15 protein-coding genes, 1 tRNA gene and 1 pseudogene are annotated in these 13,568 nt (G+C 45.2%); 15 read left to right on the plus strand and 2 right to left on the minus strand.

Going from position 1 to position 13,568, the window contains the following annotated elements; translation table 11 throughout:
* The first annotated feature begins 62 nt into the window (after positions 1 to 62).
* The 3 genes from O3621_RS00690 to O3621_RS00700 all read left to right on the plus strand — a co-directional run bounded on the left by O3621_RS00690 (position 63) and on the right by O3621_RS00700 (position 3,181).
* The gene (locus O3621_RS00690; RefSeq protein WP_111675528.1) at positions 63 to 245 is read left to right on the plus strand and encodes a PspC domain-containing protein; all 183 of its coding nucleotides are present in this window, start codon (positions 63 to 65) and stop codon (positions 243 to 245) included.
* Between the two features lie 129 nt (positions 246 to 374).
* Positions 375 to 2,681, plus strand: coding sequence for a DNA translocase FtsK (locus O3621_RS00695; RefSeq protein ID WP_111675529.1), 2,307 nt, complete (start codon positions 375 to 377; stop codon positions 2,679 to 2,681).
* Between the two features lie 113 nt (positions 2,682 to 2,794).
* Positions 2,795 to 3,181 carry a VOC family protein gene (locus O3621_RS00700; protein ID WP_111675530.1) on the plus strand — a complete coding sequence of 129 codons (387 nt, stop codon included), beginning with the start codon at positions 2,795 to 2,797 and terminating at the stop codon, positions 3,179 to 3,181.
* A 110-nt stretch (positions 3,182 to 3,291) separates the two neighbouring features.
* Here O3621_RS00700 and O3621_RS00705 read toward each other — a convergent pair whose 3' ends face one another.
* A complete protein-coding gene (locus tag O3621_RS00705; RefSeq protein WP_002897148.1) occupies positions 3,292 to 3,639 on the minus strand; it encodes a DUF3397 domain-containing protein in 348 nt (115 codons plus the stop codon).
* Between the two features lie 151 nt (positions 3,640 to 3,790).
* Between O3621_RS00705 and rplK the strand changes: the two genes are divergently transcribed.
* The 8 genes from rplK to O3621_RS00745 all read left to right on the plus strand — a co-directional run bounded on the left by rplK (position 3,791) and on the right by O3621_RS00745 (position 10,405).
* Positions 3,791 to 4,216, plus strand: a complete 426-nt coding sequence (gene rplK, locus O3621_RS00710) for a 50S ribosomal protein L11 (RefSeq protein ID WP_002894851.1) — start codon at positions 3,791 to 3,793, stop codon at positions 4,214 to 4,216.
* A gap of 101 nt (positions 4,217 to 4,317) precedes the next feature.
* Complete coding sequence (gene rplA, locus O3621_RS00715; protein ID WP_002894855.1) at positions 4,318 to 5,007, plus strand: 50S ribosomal protein L1; 690 nt, start codon at positions 4,318 to 4,320, stop codon at positions 5,005 to 5,007.
* Between the two features lie 130 nt (positions 5,008 to 5,137).
* Positions 5,138 to 6,586: an APC family permease gene (locus tag O3621_RS00720; protein ID WP_371513273.1), complete on the plus strand. Its 1,449-nt coding sequence runs from the start codon at positions 5,138 to 5,140 to the stop codon at positions 6,584 to 6,586.
* A gap of 193 nt (positions 6,587 to 6,779) precedes the next feature.
* Positions 6,780 to 7,505, plus strand: coding sequence for a UMP kinase (gene pyrH / locus O3621_RS00725; RefSeq protein WP_002897150.1), 726 nt, complete (start codon positions 6,780 to 6,782; stop codon positions 7,503 to 7,505).
* Between the two features lie 19 nt (positions 7,506 to 7,524).
* Positions 7,525 to 8,082, plus strand: coding sequence for a ribosome recycling factor (gene frr / locus O3621_RS00730; RefSeq protein ID WP_002894858.1), 558 nt, complete (start codon positions 7,525 to 7,527; stop codon positions 8,080 to 8,082).
* 104 nt (positions 8,083 to 8,186) lie between these two features.
* Positions 8,187 to 9,041 carry an RNA-binding virulence regulatory protein CvfB gene (gene cvfB, locus O3621_RS00735; RefSeq protein WP_002897151.1) on the plus strand — a complete coding sequence of 285 codons (855 nt, stop codon included), beginning with the start codon at positions 8,187 to 8,189 and terminating at the stop codon, positions 9,039 to 9,041.
* Between the two features lie 68 nt (positions 9,042 to 9,109).
* Positions 9,110 to 9,325 carry a YozE family protein gene (locus O3621_RS00740; RefSeq protein ID WP_371513276.1) on the plus strand — a complete coding sequence of 72 codons (216 nt, stop codon included), beginning with the start codon at positions 9,110 to 9,112 and terminating at the stop codon, positions 9,323 to 9,325.
* 90 nt (positions 9,326 to 9,415) lie between these two features.
* A complete protein-coding gene (locus O3621_RS00745; protein WP_314450410.1) occupies positions 9,416 to 10,405 on the plus strand; it encodes a PhoH family protein in 990 nt (329 codons plus the stop codon).
* Positions 10,406 to 10,472: 67 nt separating this feature from the next.
* Here the strand turns inward: O3621_RS00745 and ald are convergent, their stop codons facing one another.
* Entirely contained in the window at positions 10,473 to 11,585 is a 1,113-nt protein-coding gene (ald, locus tag O3621_RS00750) for an alanine dehydrogenase (protein WP_314450412.1), read from the minus strand.
* A 129-nt stretch (positions 11,586 to 11,714) separates the two neighbouring features.
* Here ald and O3621_RS00755 point away from each other — a divergent pair.
* The 4 genes and pseudogenes from O3621_RS00755 (at position 11,715) to O3621_RS00770 (ending at position 13,506) form a co-directional block, all read left to right on the plus strand.
* Positions 11,715 to 12,283, plus strand: a pseudogene (locus O3621_RS00755) (GNAT family N-acetyltransferase).
* Between the two features lie 48 nt (positions 12,284 to 12,331).
* Positions 12,332 to 12,404: transfer RNA gene (locus O3621_RS00760), tRNA-Thr, on the plus strand.
* 225 nt (positions 12,405 to 12,629) lie between these two features.
* Positions 12,630 to 13,127: an rRNA maturation RNase YbeY gene (gene ybeY / locus O3621_RS00765; protein ID WP_011837247.1), complete on the plus strand. Its 498-nt coding sequence runs from the start codon at positions 12,630 to 12,632 to the stop codon at positions 13,125 to 13,127.
* Positions 13,108 to 13,506 carry a diacylglycerol kinase gene (locus O3621_RS00770; protein ID WP_314450416.1) on the plus strand — a complete coding sequence of 133 codons (399 nt, stop codon included), beginning with the start codon at positions 13,108 to 13,110 and terminating at the stop codon, positions 13,504 to 13,506. Before ybeY ends, O3621_RS00770 begins: the two co-directional genes overlap by 20 nt.
* Positions 13,507 to 13,568: the final 62 nt, after the last annotated feature.

Below are 13,568 nucleotides of genomic sequence, written 5' to 3' on the forward strand. Positions count from 1 at the left end.
CTTGTGCATTGAGAGATGTTATGGTAAAATAAACAAAGTAAAAATAATAAGGAGTGTTTTCCATGGAGAAAAGACTGACAAGAGATGTCAAAAACAAGAAAATCGCTGGTGTATGTGCTGGTATCGCAAACTACTTTGATTTAGATCCAACCTTGGTCCGTATTCTTTGTATTGTTTTTTGCTGTGCAGCAGGTACAGGTGTCTTGGCTTACTTGATTGCCTGGGCGGTTATGCCAGAGGCTTAATAAGAATTTTGTGATAGTGAAATGAGAACTGGTTAGTCCAGTTCTTTTTGCGTGGATAAATAAGTTTTTTGTTTCTGATCTAGATAAAAGATTTCTCATCTATGGCTCAAATATGGTATAATAAGGGTTATGGCAACTAAGAAAAACACGAAAAAAGGCCGGACAACTCGCCGGCCGACAAAAGCAGAATTAGAAAGACAAAAAGCAATAAAGAGAATGATTGCCACCTTTGTGCTGGCTCTTATTCTTTTGTTTGCAGCTATAAAGCTGGGCGCCTTTGGGGTTACCATTTATAATATGATTCGCCTCTTGGTGGGAAGCTTGGCTTATCTGGCTATTCTGGCCAGCTTTGGCTATCTCTTTTTTTTCAAGTGGCTGCACAAGCACGAGGGGACGGTTTCAGGATTTATCAGCCTCTTTTTAGGGTTGGAGTTGATCTTCCAAGCTTATTTTGTCAGTGTGTTGAAGCTAGAAGGGGCAGCTGTCTTATCCACAACTCTAGGCAGGGTCTTGACTGATTTGACAGCTTTTAAGGTCAGCTCCTTCGCGGGTGGCGGCCTGCTGGGCTCTCTCCTGTACGCACCTATCTCTTTCCTTTTTTCAAATATTGGCTCCTATTTCTTCGGCTTGCTCCTCATTCTTTTGGGCGGTCTGCTCATGAGCCCTTGGTCTATCTATGACATTTCAGAAAAGGCTATGGCAGCCTTTCAAAATTGGAGAGAGAAGCAGGAAGAAAAGCGGCAGCTCCGTTTCTTGGAGCAGGAAGAGAAAGCTGCACAGGCAGCGATGCAAGCCATTGAAGTAGAGCAAGAAGAAGCTGAAGTCGATCCTGAAACAGGAGAGATTTTAGATGACGAGGACTTGTCAGATACAGCTGTGGACTTTGACGAGGCAGACTATGAGGAAGTGGGGGAGTATGACCCCCATGAGCCTCTGGACTTTGGTCGTGAAGAAGAGACGGAGGAGGCAGATGCGGATGTAGAGGTAGAAGTGGACTTTACCGCCAAGGAAAGTCTGGACTATAAGCTGCCGACCATCAACCTCTTTGCGCCCGACAAGCCTAAAAACCAGTCCAAGGAAAAACGCATTGTCCGAGACAATATTAAGATTTTGGAAGAGACCTTTGCTAGTTTTGGGATCAAGGCTGCTGTTGAGCGGGCTGAAATCGGACCTTCCGTCACTAAGTACGAGGTCAAGCCAGCTGTTGGTGTTCGGGTCAATCGGATTTCCAATCTGGCTGATGACTTGGCTCTTGCCCTAGCTGCCAAGGATGTACGGATTGAGGCACCGATTCCTGGGAAATCCCTAGTAGGGATTGAAGTGCCCAACTCTGAAGTTGCGACCGTGACTTTCCGAGAACTTTGGGAACAGTCGAAGACGGATGCCAGCAAGCTCCTAGAAATCCCACTTGGGAAGGCTGTCAACGGCTCTGTCCGCTCCTTTGACTTGGCTAAGATGCCCCATCTCTTGGTAGCGGGCTCTACTGGTTCTGGAAAATCTGTGGCCGTCAACGGTATTATTGCCAGCATTCTCATGAAAGCCAGACCTGATGAAGTCAAGTTTATGATGGTGGATCCTAAGATGGTGGAGCTGTCCGTTTATAATGACATTCCCCACTTGCTTATCCCAGTCGTGACCAATCCTCGCAAGGCTAGCCGTGCACTCCAGAAGGTTGTAGATGAGATGGAAAACCGCTATGAACTCTTCTCCAAGGTCGGTGCCCGTAACATTGCTGGCTACAATGCTAAAGTAGCCGAGTACAATGCTCAGTCAGAATACAAGCAGGTTCCCCTGCCTCTAATCGTCGTCATCGTGGACGAGCTGGCTGACCTTATGATGGTGGCCAGCAAGGAAGTGGAAGACGCCATTATCCGTTTAGGGCAGAAAGCGCGTGCGGCTGGGATTCACATGATTCTGGCTACCCAGCGGCCATCTGTAGATGTTATCTCCGGTCTGATTAAGGCTAATGTGCCTTCTCGGATTGCCTTTGCAGTCTCCAGCGGGACAGACAGTCGGACCATTCTGGATGAAAATGGGGCAGAAAAGCTCTTGGGTCGAGGGGATATGCTCTTTAAGCCAATTGATGAAAACCATCCGGTTCGTCTGCAGGGCTCCTTTATCTCAGATGAAGATGTAGAGCGAATCGTAGCCTTCGTCAAGAATCAAGCTGAAGCTGACTATGATGATAGCTTTGATCCTGGTGAAGTATCTGAAAGTGATTTGGATACTGGCGGGGGCGACGATGAAGGCGATCCTCTCTTTGAAGAAGCCAAGGCCTTGGTCATCGAGACTCAGAAAGCTAGCGCTTCAATGATCCAGCGGAGACTCTCGGTCGGCTTTAATCGAGCCACTCGTCTTATGGAAGAACTTGAAGCGGCAGGCGTTATCGGACCAGCAGAAGGAACCAAGCCGAGAAAAGTTTTGCAGACTAATTAATTCTAATTTCACTAGTCTGCCAGCAAGATAATCATTTGATAAAAATAAATCTGCCAGCAGTCAGCCGGCAGATTTTCTCTACTTACACATTGCCAAGGAAAGGAAAAGAAGGTATGAAACTAGACACTATTCACCATATAGCCATCATTGGCCATGATTATGCCAAGACTAGGGAGTTTTATGTGGACAAGCTGGGCTTTGAGCAGCTGGATGAGCACCATCGGCCAGACAAGCAGGACATTCTCTTTAACGTTCGCAAGGGAAATCTAATTCTGGAAATTTTTATCAAGGAAGAAGCTCCCAAGCGGCCAGCCTTGCCTGCTCCAGAGCATACGGGTCTGCGGCATCTGGCCTTCCGAGTGACAAATGTCGAAGAAACGCTAGAGGAATTTGACCGTTTGGAGATTCCTCATACCGAGCTGCGCTATGACGACTTTGACGGCCGTAAGATGGCTTTCTTCTTTGATCCGGATGGCCTGCCTCTGGAGATTCATGAATAAGACTAGGAGCATCGTAAGGTTCTTCTTTCACGGCAAAAGAAGGACTTGTAAATCTCACATATGAAAAACCCATCAGCTATCTCATAACCGATGGGTTTTGTTTTACATTATTACAAAAAGAGTCCGATGACCATGGCTAGGTACATGAAGAAGGTCAGAAGAAAACCGGCCCGCCAGAAGAACTTAAAGAACTTAGGGTAGTAGAAGCTCCGTTTTTTCTTGAGAAAATAGATGGTGATGGCGATAGCAAGAACTGAGAGAGCCAGAGTCAGCTGGGGCAGCAAGCTATGATAGTAGGCCTTGTCTGAAATAATATAAAATTCCACAACAAAAAGCGGAAAAGCCAAGTCCGCAAAGTTTAAACCGTATTTTCTTAATTGAAAAACTCGCACTGTAATAGTGGTTAAAATCAATGTTAAAAAGATAAATAAAATCGAAGCAATCTTTAATAGTGTCATAAGATTATTTTACCACAAAAAATTCAAAAAAGAAGATAAAATTCCTTGCATTTAACAAAGTTTAGTGTATAATAGAAAGGTATGCAAAAAGCATACTTGTGGGAGGTAAAAATCTTTATTTACCGCCAAAACCACAAAGGAGGATTTAAAAATGGCTAAAAAAGTCGAAAAACTTGTAAAATTGCAAATCCCTGCTGGTAAAGCTACTCCAGCTCCACCAGTTGGTCCTGCGCTTGGTCAAGCCGGTATCAACATCATGGGATTCACTAAGGAGTTCAACGCTCGTACAGCTGATCAAGCTGGTATGATTATTCCAGTTGTTATCTCAGTATACGAAGACAAATCATTCACTTTCGTGACTAAGACTCCGCCAGCTGCTGTTCTTCTGAAGAAAGCTGCAGGTGTTGAAAAAGGTTCTGGTGAGCCAAACAAAACGAAAGTTGCAACAGTTACTCGTGCGCAAGTACAAGAAATTGCTGAAACTAAGATGCCAGATTTGAACGCTGCAAACATCGAGTCTGCAATGCGTATGATTGAAGGTACTGCTCGTTCTATGGGATTCACTGTTGTTGACTAATCAATAACGCTCGTCCCATTTGCCCGCACTACACTTGATCAGATTGATGAGTGACGTGGGAGATGAAAATCGATTGAACCACTTACAAGGAGAAAGATAAAATGGCTAAAAAAAGCAAACAACTTCGTGCTGCTCTTGAAAAAATCGACAGCACAAAAGCATACAGCGTAGAAGAAGCTGTAGCACTTGCAAAAGAAACTAACTTTGCAAAATTCGATGCAACTGTAGAAGTTGCTTACAACTTGAACATCGACGTTAAAAAAGCTGACCAACAAATCCGTGGCGCAATGGTATTGCCAAACGGAACTGGTAAAACTTCACGCGTTCTTGTTTTCGCACGTGGTGCTAAAGCAGAAGAAGCGAAAGCTGCTGGTGCAGACTTCGTTGGTGAAGATGACCTCGTTGCAAAAATCAACGACGGTTGGTTGGACTTTGATGTAGTAATCGCTACACCTGATATGATGGCACTTGTAGGTCGCCTTGGACGTGTCCTTGGACCTCGTAACTTGATGCCAAACCCTAAGACTGGTACTGTAACAATGGACGTTGCAAAAGCAGTTGAAGAGTCTAAAGGTGGTAAGATTACTTACCGTGCAGACCGTGCAGGTAACGTACAAGCTATCATTGGTAAAGTTTCATTTGAAGCTGACAAGTTGGTTGAAAACTTCAAAGCTTTCAACGACACAATCCAAAAAGCGAAACCAGCTACTGCTAAAGGTACTTACGTAACCAACCTGACTATCACTACTACACAAGGTGTTGGTATCAAGGTTGACGTAAACTCACTTTAAGAATTTATATTGAACTGCCTTTAGGTAGTTCTTTTTTTGAAATAAAAATGCTGATAGCGATTAAAAACTCATAGAAACATGTTATAATAATATCGAATCAATTTATTTTATAACAAAAGGAGACGGTGTCATGAAAAAAGATCAGAACCAGCTAACTTGGCTGATGGTATCTCTGATTGCTTTTAATATGGTCTGGGGTCTGGGAAATGTAGTTAATAACTACTCCCAGCAGGGCATTTCGGTAATTGTTTCTTGGATTCTTATCCTGGCTATTTACTTTATTCCCTATGCCCTCATCGTGGGACAGTTAGGCTCTACTTTTAAGGAGAGCGGAGGCGGTGTCAGCGACTGGGTGGAGAAAACCTCTACCAAGCGGCTGGCTTATTTTGCGGCCTGGACTTACTGGGTGGTGCACATTCCCTATCTGGCTCAGAAGCCGCAGGGAGTTTTGATTCCGCTGGGCTGGGCTATTCAGGGGAATGGCGACTTTTTGAGTAGCCTTGATATTCATTGGATTGTTATTCTTGGCTTGCTGATTTTTGGTGCCTTTCTCTACTTGTCAACCAAGGGGCTGTCTACACTCAAGGTGATTGGGGGCTTGGCAGGAAGTGCTATGCTGATTATGTCTTTCCTCTTCGTCCTCTTAGCGGTCGGGGCTCCTTTTATCAAACCTGATATGCAGTTTGCGACGGCCAATATGGATAAGCTCAGCACTTACATTCCCAATTTTGATTTTTCTTATTTCACGACTATCTCCCTCTTGGTCTTTGCGGTCGGCGGGGCTGAGAAAATCTCGCCTTACGTTAACCAAACACGCAATCCAGCCAAGGAATTTCCAAAGGGGATGATTGTCATGGCTGTCATGGTTGGTGCATCTGCTATCCTAGGCTCTCTGGCTATGGGCATGCTTTTTGATGGCAGTAATATTCCTGAAGACCTGATGCGAAATGGAGCTTACCAAGCCTTCCAAAAGCTGGGCAACTACTGGGGAGTGGGCAATGTACTAGTAGTCATTTATGCCCTGACCAACATGGTTGGACAGATTGCTGCACTGGCTTTCTCTATTGACGCACCTCTGCAAATCATGCTCAATAATGCCGATGAAGAGTTTGTCCCAAGCTGGCTGCGCAAGCGAACATCAAAAGGTGTCCTCATTAACGGTTACATTCTGACAGGGATTTTGGTTAGCTTCTTGATTATTCTGCCAATCTTTGGAATCAAGGAAATTGACGGCCTAGTCAAATGGATGACCAACCTCAACTCCATCGTTATGCCCATGCGGTATCTCTGGGTATTCCTGGCCTACATGATGTTGAACAAGGCTTGGAAGAAGTACAAGGATGCCGAGTACAAGTTTACTAAAAATCCAAAAGTTGGCTTTGCCATCGGAGCTTGGTGCTTCCTCTTTACAGCCTTTGCCTGCATCTTAGGGATGGTTCCCAAAGTAGACTATGCAACAGATCCAGCTGGCTGGCAATTCTCTCTCTTGACTAATATTTTGACCCCAATCGTCTTAATCAGTCTGGGTGTCATCCTGCCGCTCTTAGCTAAGCGGGAAAGGAAACAGTCGCTCAAGTAGTGAGTGAATTATGTGAAAAATGATTGAAGTTTTTACTTCCCAGCCCTATCTTATGATGGGGCTGGTTTTTTGTGAAATGAGCTTGTCTGCTCTGCTATTTTACAAAAAGGAAAAAAGAAAAAATTCAGTGATTTAACTATATAAAAATCACAAAATGTGGTAAAATAGTACAGATAAAATAAGGAGTAAAAAAATGTTAGAACCTAAGTATAAGCGTATTTTGATTAAGTTGTCGGGTGAAGCTCTTGCCGGTGAAAAAGGTGTTGGTATTGATATTCAAACCGTTCAGAAGATGGCGGAAGAAATTAAAGAAGTTCACGATTTGGGAGTTCAGATTGCTCTGGTTATCGGAGGCGGAAACCTTTGGCGGGGTGAGCCGGCAGCAGAAGCGGGCATGGACCGCGTGCAGGCCGACTATACTGGTATGTTGGGCACTGTCATGAATGCGCTGGTAATGGCGGATTCGCTGCAGCAAGTCGGTGTAGATACGCGCGTGCAGACTGCGATTGCTATGCAGCAGGTAGCTGAACCTTATATCCGAGGTCGGGCTCTTCGTCATCTGGAAAAAGGCCGTATCGTCATTTTCGGTGCAGGTATTGGTTCTCCTTATTTTTCAACTGATACAACCGCTGCCTTACGTTCAGCAGAGATTGAAGCAGATGCGATTCTTATGGCTAAAAATGGTGTGGATGGTGTTTACAATGCCGATCCTAAGAAGGATAAGACCGCTGTTAAGTTTGATGAACTGACCCACCGAGATGTCATCAGCAAGGGACTGCGGATTATGGACTCAACGGCTTCGACCTTGTCTATGGACAATGATATTGACTTGGTTGTCTTTAACATGAACGAGCCAGGCAATATCAAACGCGTTGTTATCGGTGAGCAAATCGGAACAACAGTATCAAATAATTTATAAGAACGGAGATTAGAAACTCATGGCAAATGCAATTGTAGAAAAAGCAAAAGAAAGAATGACCCACTCGCACCAAAGTCTGGCTCGTGAATTTGGCAGCATCCGTGCAGGCCGTGCCAATGCCAGCCTTTTGGACCGCATCCATGTGGAATACTACGGAGTAGAAACTCCGCTCAACCAAATCGCTTCAATTACGATTCCGGAAGCGCGTGTTCTCTTGGTAACACCTTTTGACAAGTCTTCTATCAAGGACATTGAGCGTGCGCTTAATGCTTCTGACCTCGGGATTACGCCAGCCAGCGATGGCTCTGTGATTCGTCTGGTCATTCCAGCTCTGACAGAGGAAACTCGTCGTGATTTGGCCAAGGAAGTGAAAAAGGTCGGTGAAAATGCTAAAGTTGCCATCCGTAACATCCGCCGCGATGCTATGGATGAAGCTAAGAAGCAGGAAAAAGCTAAAGAAATCACTGAAGATGAATTGAAGACCTTGGAAAAGGATATTCAAAAAGTAACGGACGATGCTGTCAAACATATCGACGAGATGACAGCAAATAAAGAAAAAGAACTTTTAGAAGTTTAACATTTTTATCAGAATCAAAACTCAGTTGGCTTTGGCTGACTGAGTTGTTTTAACATCAAAAATCCTTGCCCGGTTTGAAGAAGCAAGGTAGAAAATAGGTCTATATGAATACAAATCTTGCCAGCTTCATCGTGGGTATCATCACGGATGAAAATGATCGCTTTTACTTTGTTCAAAAGGACGGTCAGGTTTACGCTCTTTCTAAGGAAGAGGGCGCGCATGAGCTGGGGCAGTCTGTCAAAGGCTTTGCCTACAGCGATATGAAGCAGAAGCTTCGTCTGACAACTCTTGAAGTTACAGCTACTCAAGACCAGTTTGGCTGGGGAACAGTAACGGAGGTCCGCAAGGATTTAGGCGTCTTTGTCGATACTGGTCTGCCGGACAAGCAAATCGTTGTGTCACTTGACATCTTGCCAGAAATCAAGGAACTCTGGCCAAAAAAGGGTGACCGCCTTTATATCCGTCTGGAAGTAGATAAGAAAGACCGTATCTGGGGCCAACTGGCTTATCAGGAGGATTTCCAGCGTCTGGCCCGTCCTGCCTACAATAACATGCAAAATCAAAACTGGCCAGCCATCGTTTATCGGCTCAAGCTTTCTGGCACCTTTGTCTACCTGCCTGAGAATAATATGCTGGGCTTCATTCATCCGAGTGAGCGTTATGCAGAGCCACGTCTCGGGCAGGTCTTGGATGCTCGGGTGATTGGCTTCCGTGAAGTAGACCGCACCCTTAATCTCTCGCTTAAGCCTCGCTCCTTTGAAATGCTGGAAAACGATGCCCAGATGATTCTGACCTACCTGGAGAGCAATGGCGGCTTTATGACCTTAAACGATAAGTCTTCACCAGACGACATCAAGGCCACCTTTGGTATTTCCAAAGGCCAGTTTAAAAAAGCTCTAGGTGGGCTGATGAAAGCTGGTAAAATCAAGCAGGATCCGACTGGAACGGAGTTGGTGTGAGGATAGAGAGTCTCGTATCTAGAGTTTATGCCTGGAAGGATACGATCTTAAAGAAATGAAAGGAACCTATGAGAAAATCTTTTTACAGCTGGCTGATGACAGAGCGCAATCCTAAGAGCAAGGAGCCCAAGGCTATTTTGGCGGACTTAGCTTTTCAGGATACGGCCTTTCCCAAGCATACGTATGATTTTGATGAGGTCAGTCGTTTTCTGGAGGAGCATGCAAATTTTTCCTTTAACTTGGGCGAGTTTGATGCTATTTGGGAAGAGTATCAGGCCCATTAAGTGGATAGTGGCTAGGGATAGTCATTTTCTGCTTCCTTTGATATAATAAAGATAATTCATTCAAAAAAATAAAATAGAGAGGTTCTTTGTTTGCAGGAACATTCAGTAGAATTAAAACTGGGCCATCCAGATGATGCTTTTCATCTCTTTGGTTCTAATGAACGCCATCTGCGCTTGATGGAGCAGGAATTGCAGGTAACTATCCATGCCCGAACTGAGATTGTGCAGATTTTAGGTACGGAGGCTGCCTGCGAGGAGACTCGACAGGTCATTCAGGCTCTGTTAGTCTTGGTCAATCGTGGCATGACCATCGGTACTCCCGATGTTGTGACAGCCATTACCATGGTCAAAAATGATGAAATTGATAAGTTTGTAGCACTCTACGAAGAAGAGATTATCAAGGACAGCTATGGTAAGCCGATTCGGGTCAAGACACTTGGTCAGAAAATCTATGTAGACAGCGTTAAAAATCATGATATCGTCTTTGGGATCGGGCCGGCTGGAACAGGGAAGACCTTTCTGGCGGTGACCTTGGCGGTGACAGCTCTCAAGCGTGGGCAGGTCAAGCGAATTATCTTGACGCGGCCGGCAGTGGAAGCTGGTGAGAGTCTGGGCTTTCTGCCTGGTGACCTTAAGGAAAAGGTGGATCCTTATCTGCGTCCGGTCTATGATGCCTTGTATCAGATTTTGGGCAAGGATCAGACGACGCGCCTCATGGAGCGAGAAATCATTGAGATTGCACCCTTAGCCTATATGCGGGGGCGGACGCTGGATGATGCCTTTGTGATTCTGGATGAGGCTCAAAATACCACCATCATGCAGATGAAGATGTTTCTGACACGGCTGGGCTTCCAGTCCAAGATGATTGTCAATGGAGACATCAGTCAGGTTGACCTGCCTCACAATGTTAAGTCCGGCCTCATTGACGCTCAGGAGAAATTAAAGAACATCTCCCAGATCGACTTTGTGCATTTCTCAGCTAAGGATGTCGTTCGTCATCCAGTGGTAGCGGAAATTATTAGAGCTTACGAACCAGCTCCTGTTAAAGCTAGTGAATTAGATGTAGAAGAAACAGAATAGCATACGAAAAGAGCAGATTTATTTCTGCTCTTTTTTGTGGGATTGGTTTTAAAGTTGAAATAATCAACTAAACGAGTTCGTCAATAGATGTGTAGTCCTTGTTGAGGCCTTCTGCAACTGGCTGACTAGTGATGTGACCTTGGTAAGTCGTGACACCTTGGCGCAGGCCTTCGTCATTCGCAATGGCTTGTTTGAATCCTTTTCCTGCCAAAGCCTCTACATAAGGAAGGGTAACATTGGTCAGGGCGATAGTAGAAGTGCGGGCTACGGCACCAGGGATATTCGCAACTGCATAGTGGAGGACACCATGTTTTTCATAGACAGGCTCGGTGTGAGTCGTTACACGGTCGGCTGTTTCAATGACACCGCCTTGGTCAACGGCTACGTCTACAATGACAGAGCCTGGACGCATTTGCTTAACCATATCGTCTGTCACCAGTTTCGGAGCTTTAGCACCTGGAATGAGGACAGCGCCAATCACGACATCTGCCTCTCGAACACTAGCTTCGATATTGAAAGGATTGGACATGAGGGTCTGGATTTGATGGCCAAAGACATCTTCTAAGACAGACAGACGCTTAGCGCTGATATCCAGAATAGTCACTTGAGCGCCCAGTCCTAGAGCGATACGAGCGGCATGGGTCCCTACAACTCCGCCACCGATGATGGTAACTTTCCCTTTCGGAACGCCCGGTACACCACCGAGAAGTACGCCAGATCCGCCTTCACGCTTAGTTAGGAAGTGGGCTCCGATTTGGACGGCCATACGTCCAGCTACCTCACTCATAGGTACCAAGAGTGGCAATTGTCCATCTTGATCGCGGACGGTTTCATAGGCCAGACCAGTCGTCTTGGCACTGGTCATAGCATCTGCTAGCTCAGGAGCGGCAGCCATGTGCAGGTAGGTAAAGAGCAAGAGGTCATCACGGAGGAAGCCATATTCAGCTGCCAGAGGTTCTTTGACCTTGACTACTAGCTCAGCTGCCCACGCTTCTGCAGCAGTAGGGACGATTTTTGCACCTTGCTTTTCATAGTCTGCATCGGCAAAGCCAGATCCCAGACCAGCATCTGTCTCAATCAGAACTTCATGGCCTTTGCCAACGAGACTATGAACACCAGCTGGTGTCAGAGCGACGCGATTTTCATTGTTTTTGATTTCTTTTGGAATACCGATTAACATAAAAATATGCTCCTTTTTTAAGATGTTTTTATTGTATAGGAAAACGTTTCAAAAATCAAGAAAAAATCGGAGCGGTTTGCTTTCATCAGTGAATTGTGCTATTCTGTTAAGAAAAACTAGGAGGTCCTGATGGAAAATATCTATGTCAAATTGGCTCGTCATACCAGACTGGAAACTGAGCGGTTGATTCTGCGTCCCGTGACCTTGGAAGATGCCCCAGCGATGTTTGAGTACGCTTCGGATGAGGAAAATACTCGCTATACCTTTGAGACTAACAAAAGCCTGGAAGAAACACGCAATAATATCGCTCTCTTTTATCTGGCCAATCCTCTGGGGCGCTGGGGAATAGAAGTGAAGGAAAGCTGCAAATTCATTGGGACTATTGACCTGCATAAGATTAGGCTGGACTTGAAAACGGCGGCTATCGGCTATGTAATCAATAAAAAATACTGGAATCAGGGTTATACGACAGAGGCCAATCGCGCAGTCATCAAGCTTGCTTTGAGGAAATCGGGATGAACAAACTTGTGGCGCTGCACGATGTGGATAATCCAGCGTCTGGCCGGGTTATGGTCAAGTCTGGTATGAAATATTCCCACGAGGAGCCTTACGCATCACTAGACAAACATGAGAAAGGCCGTATTGTGACGCTGGCCCATTACTATCTGACTAGGGAAGATTATTTTGCAAAAAAATGAGAAAGGATATTGACAAGCACCTATCTACATGATATATTAGATAGGTACGCTGATTTAGCTCAGTTGGCAGAGCGCATCCATGGTAAGGATGAGGTCGCCGGTTCGATCCCGGCAATTAGCATCTTGTAGGACAAGGTTGGGTTTTCCCAGCCTTTTCTTTTTGTCAATGATAGCAAATAGTGAAAAGCAAAGTTTTGAGAAGAGACAAAATAAAAAAGAACGGCTTTTGTCTTTGCGGTGAGAGATTTACGAATCTGCTCTGCTATTTTCCAAAATCCTGCCCTCGGCTCCCTAAAGTGAGCCAAAATATGATATAATAAGGTAATACTAGCAAAGCGGGTAAGGTATGTATATCGAAATGGTAGACGAAACGGGTCAGGTTTCGGAAGAGATTCTTAAACAGACCCAGGAAATTTTGGAGTTTGCGGCCCAGAAAACGGGCAAGGAAAATAAGGAAATGGCTGTGACTTTTGTCAGTAATGAGCGCAGTCATGAACTCAACTTGGAATATAGAGATACGGATCGGCCGACGGATGTGATTAGCTTGGAGTATAAGCCTGAGCTGGACATCGCTGTTGACGAGGAGGATTTGCTGGACCACCCTGAGCTAGCTGAGATGCTGGAAGATTTTGACGCCTATATCGGCGAGCTGTTCATTTCAGTGGACAAGGCGCGTGAGCAGGCTGAAGAATACGGCCACAGCTTTGAGCGGGAGATGGGCTTTTTGGCAGTGCATGGTTTTCTGCATATCAACGGCTATGATCACTATACGCCGGAAGAAGAAGCAGAAATGTTTGGTTTACAGGAAGAAATTTTAACTGCTTATGGACTCACAAGGAAATAACAAACGCAAATGGAAAAACCGAGATGTGGTCTCGAGTCTGGAATTTGCTTTAACCGGTATTTTTACAGCCTTTAAAGAGGAGCGCAATCTGCGCAAGCATGTCCTTTCGGCTTTAGCAGTGATAGTTGCGGGACTGATTTTTGACTTGTCCGCGATAGAATGGCTCTTTCTCTTTTTGAGCATTTTTCTGGTCATTGCCTTTGAGATTGTCAATTCTGCTATTGAAAATGTCGTGGATCTGGCCAGCGATTACCACTTTTCTATGCGGGCAAAGAATGCCAAGGATATGGCAGCCGGAGCTGTTCTGGTCGTGTCTGGCTTTGCCGTTTTGACAGGACTGATTATTTTTGTTCCCAAGATTTGGGATTGGATTTTTTAAAGATTTGAAAATCGGGGGAAACTGCCGATTTTCTGCTGTTTTAATGGAAATAATAGAGGTAA

It is taken from the genome of Streptococcus sp. 20925_1_22 (assembly GCF_041431685.1).
GTDB lineage: Bacteria > Bacillota > Bacilli > Lactobacillales > Streptococcaceae > Streptococcus.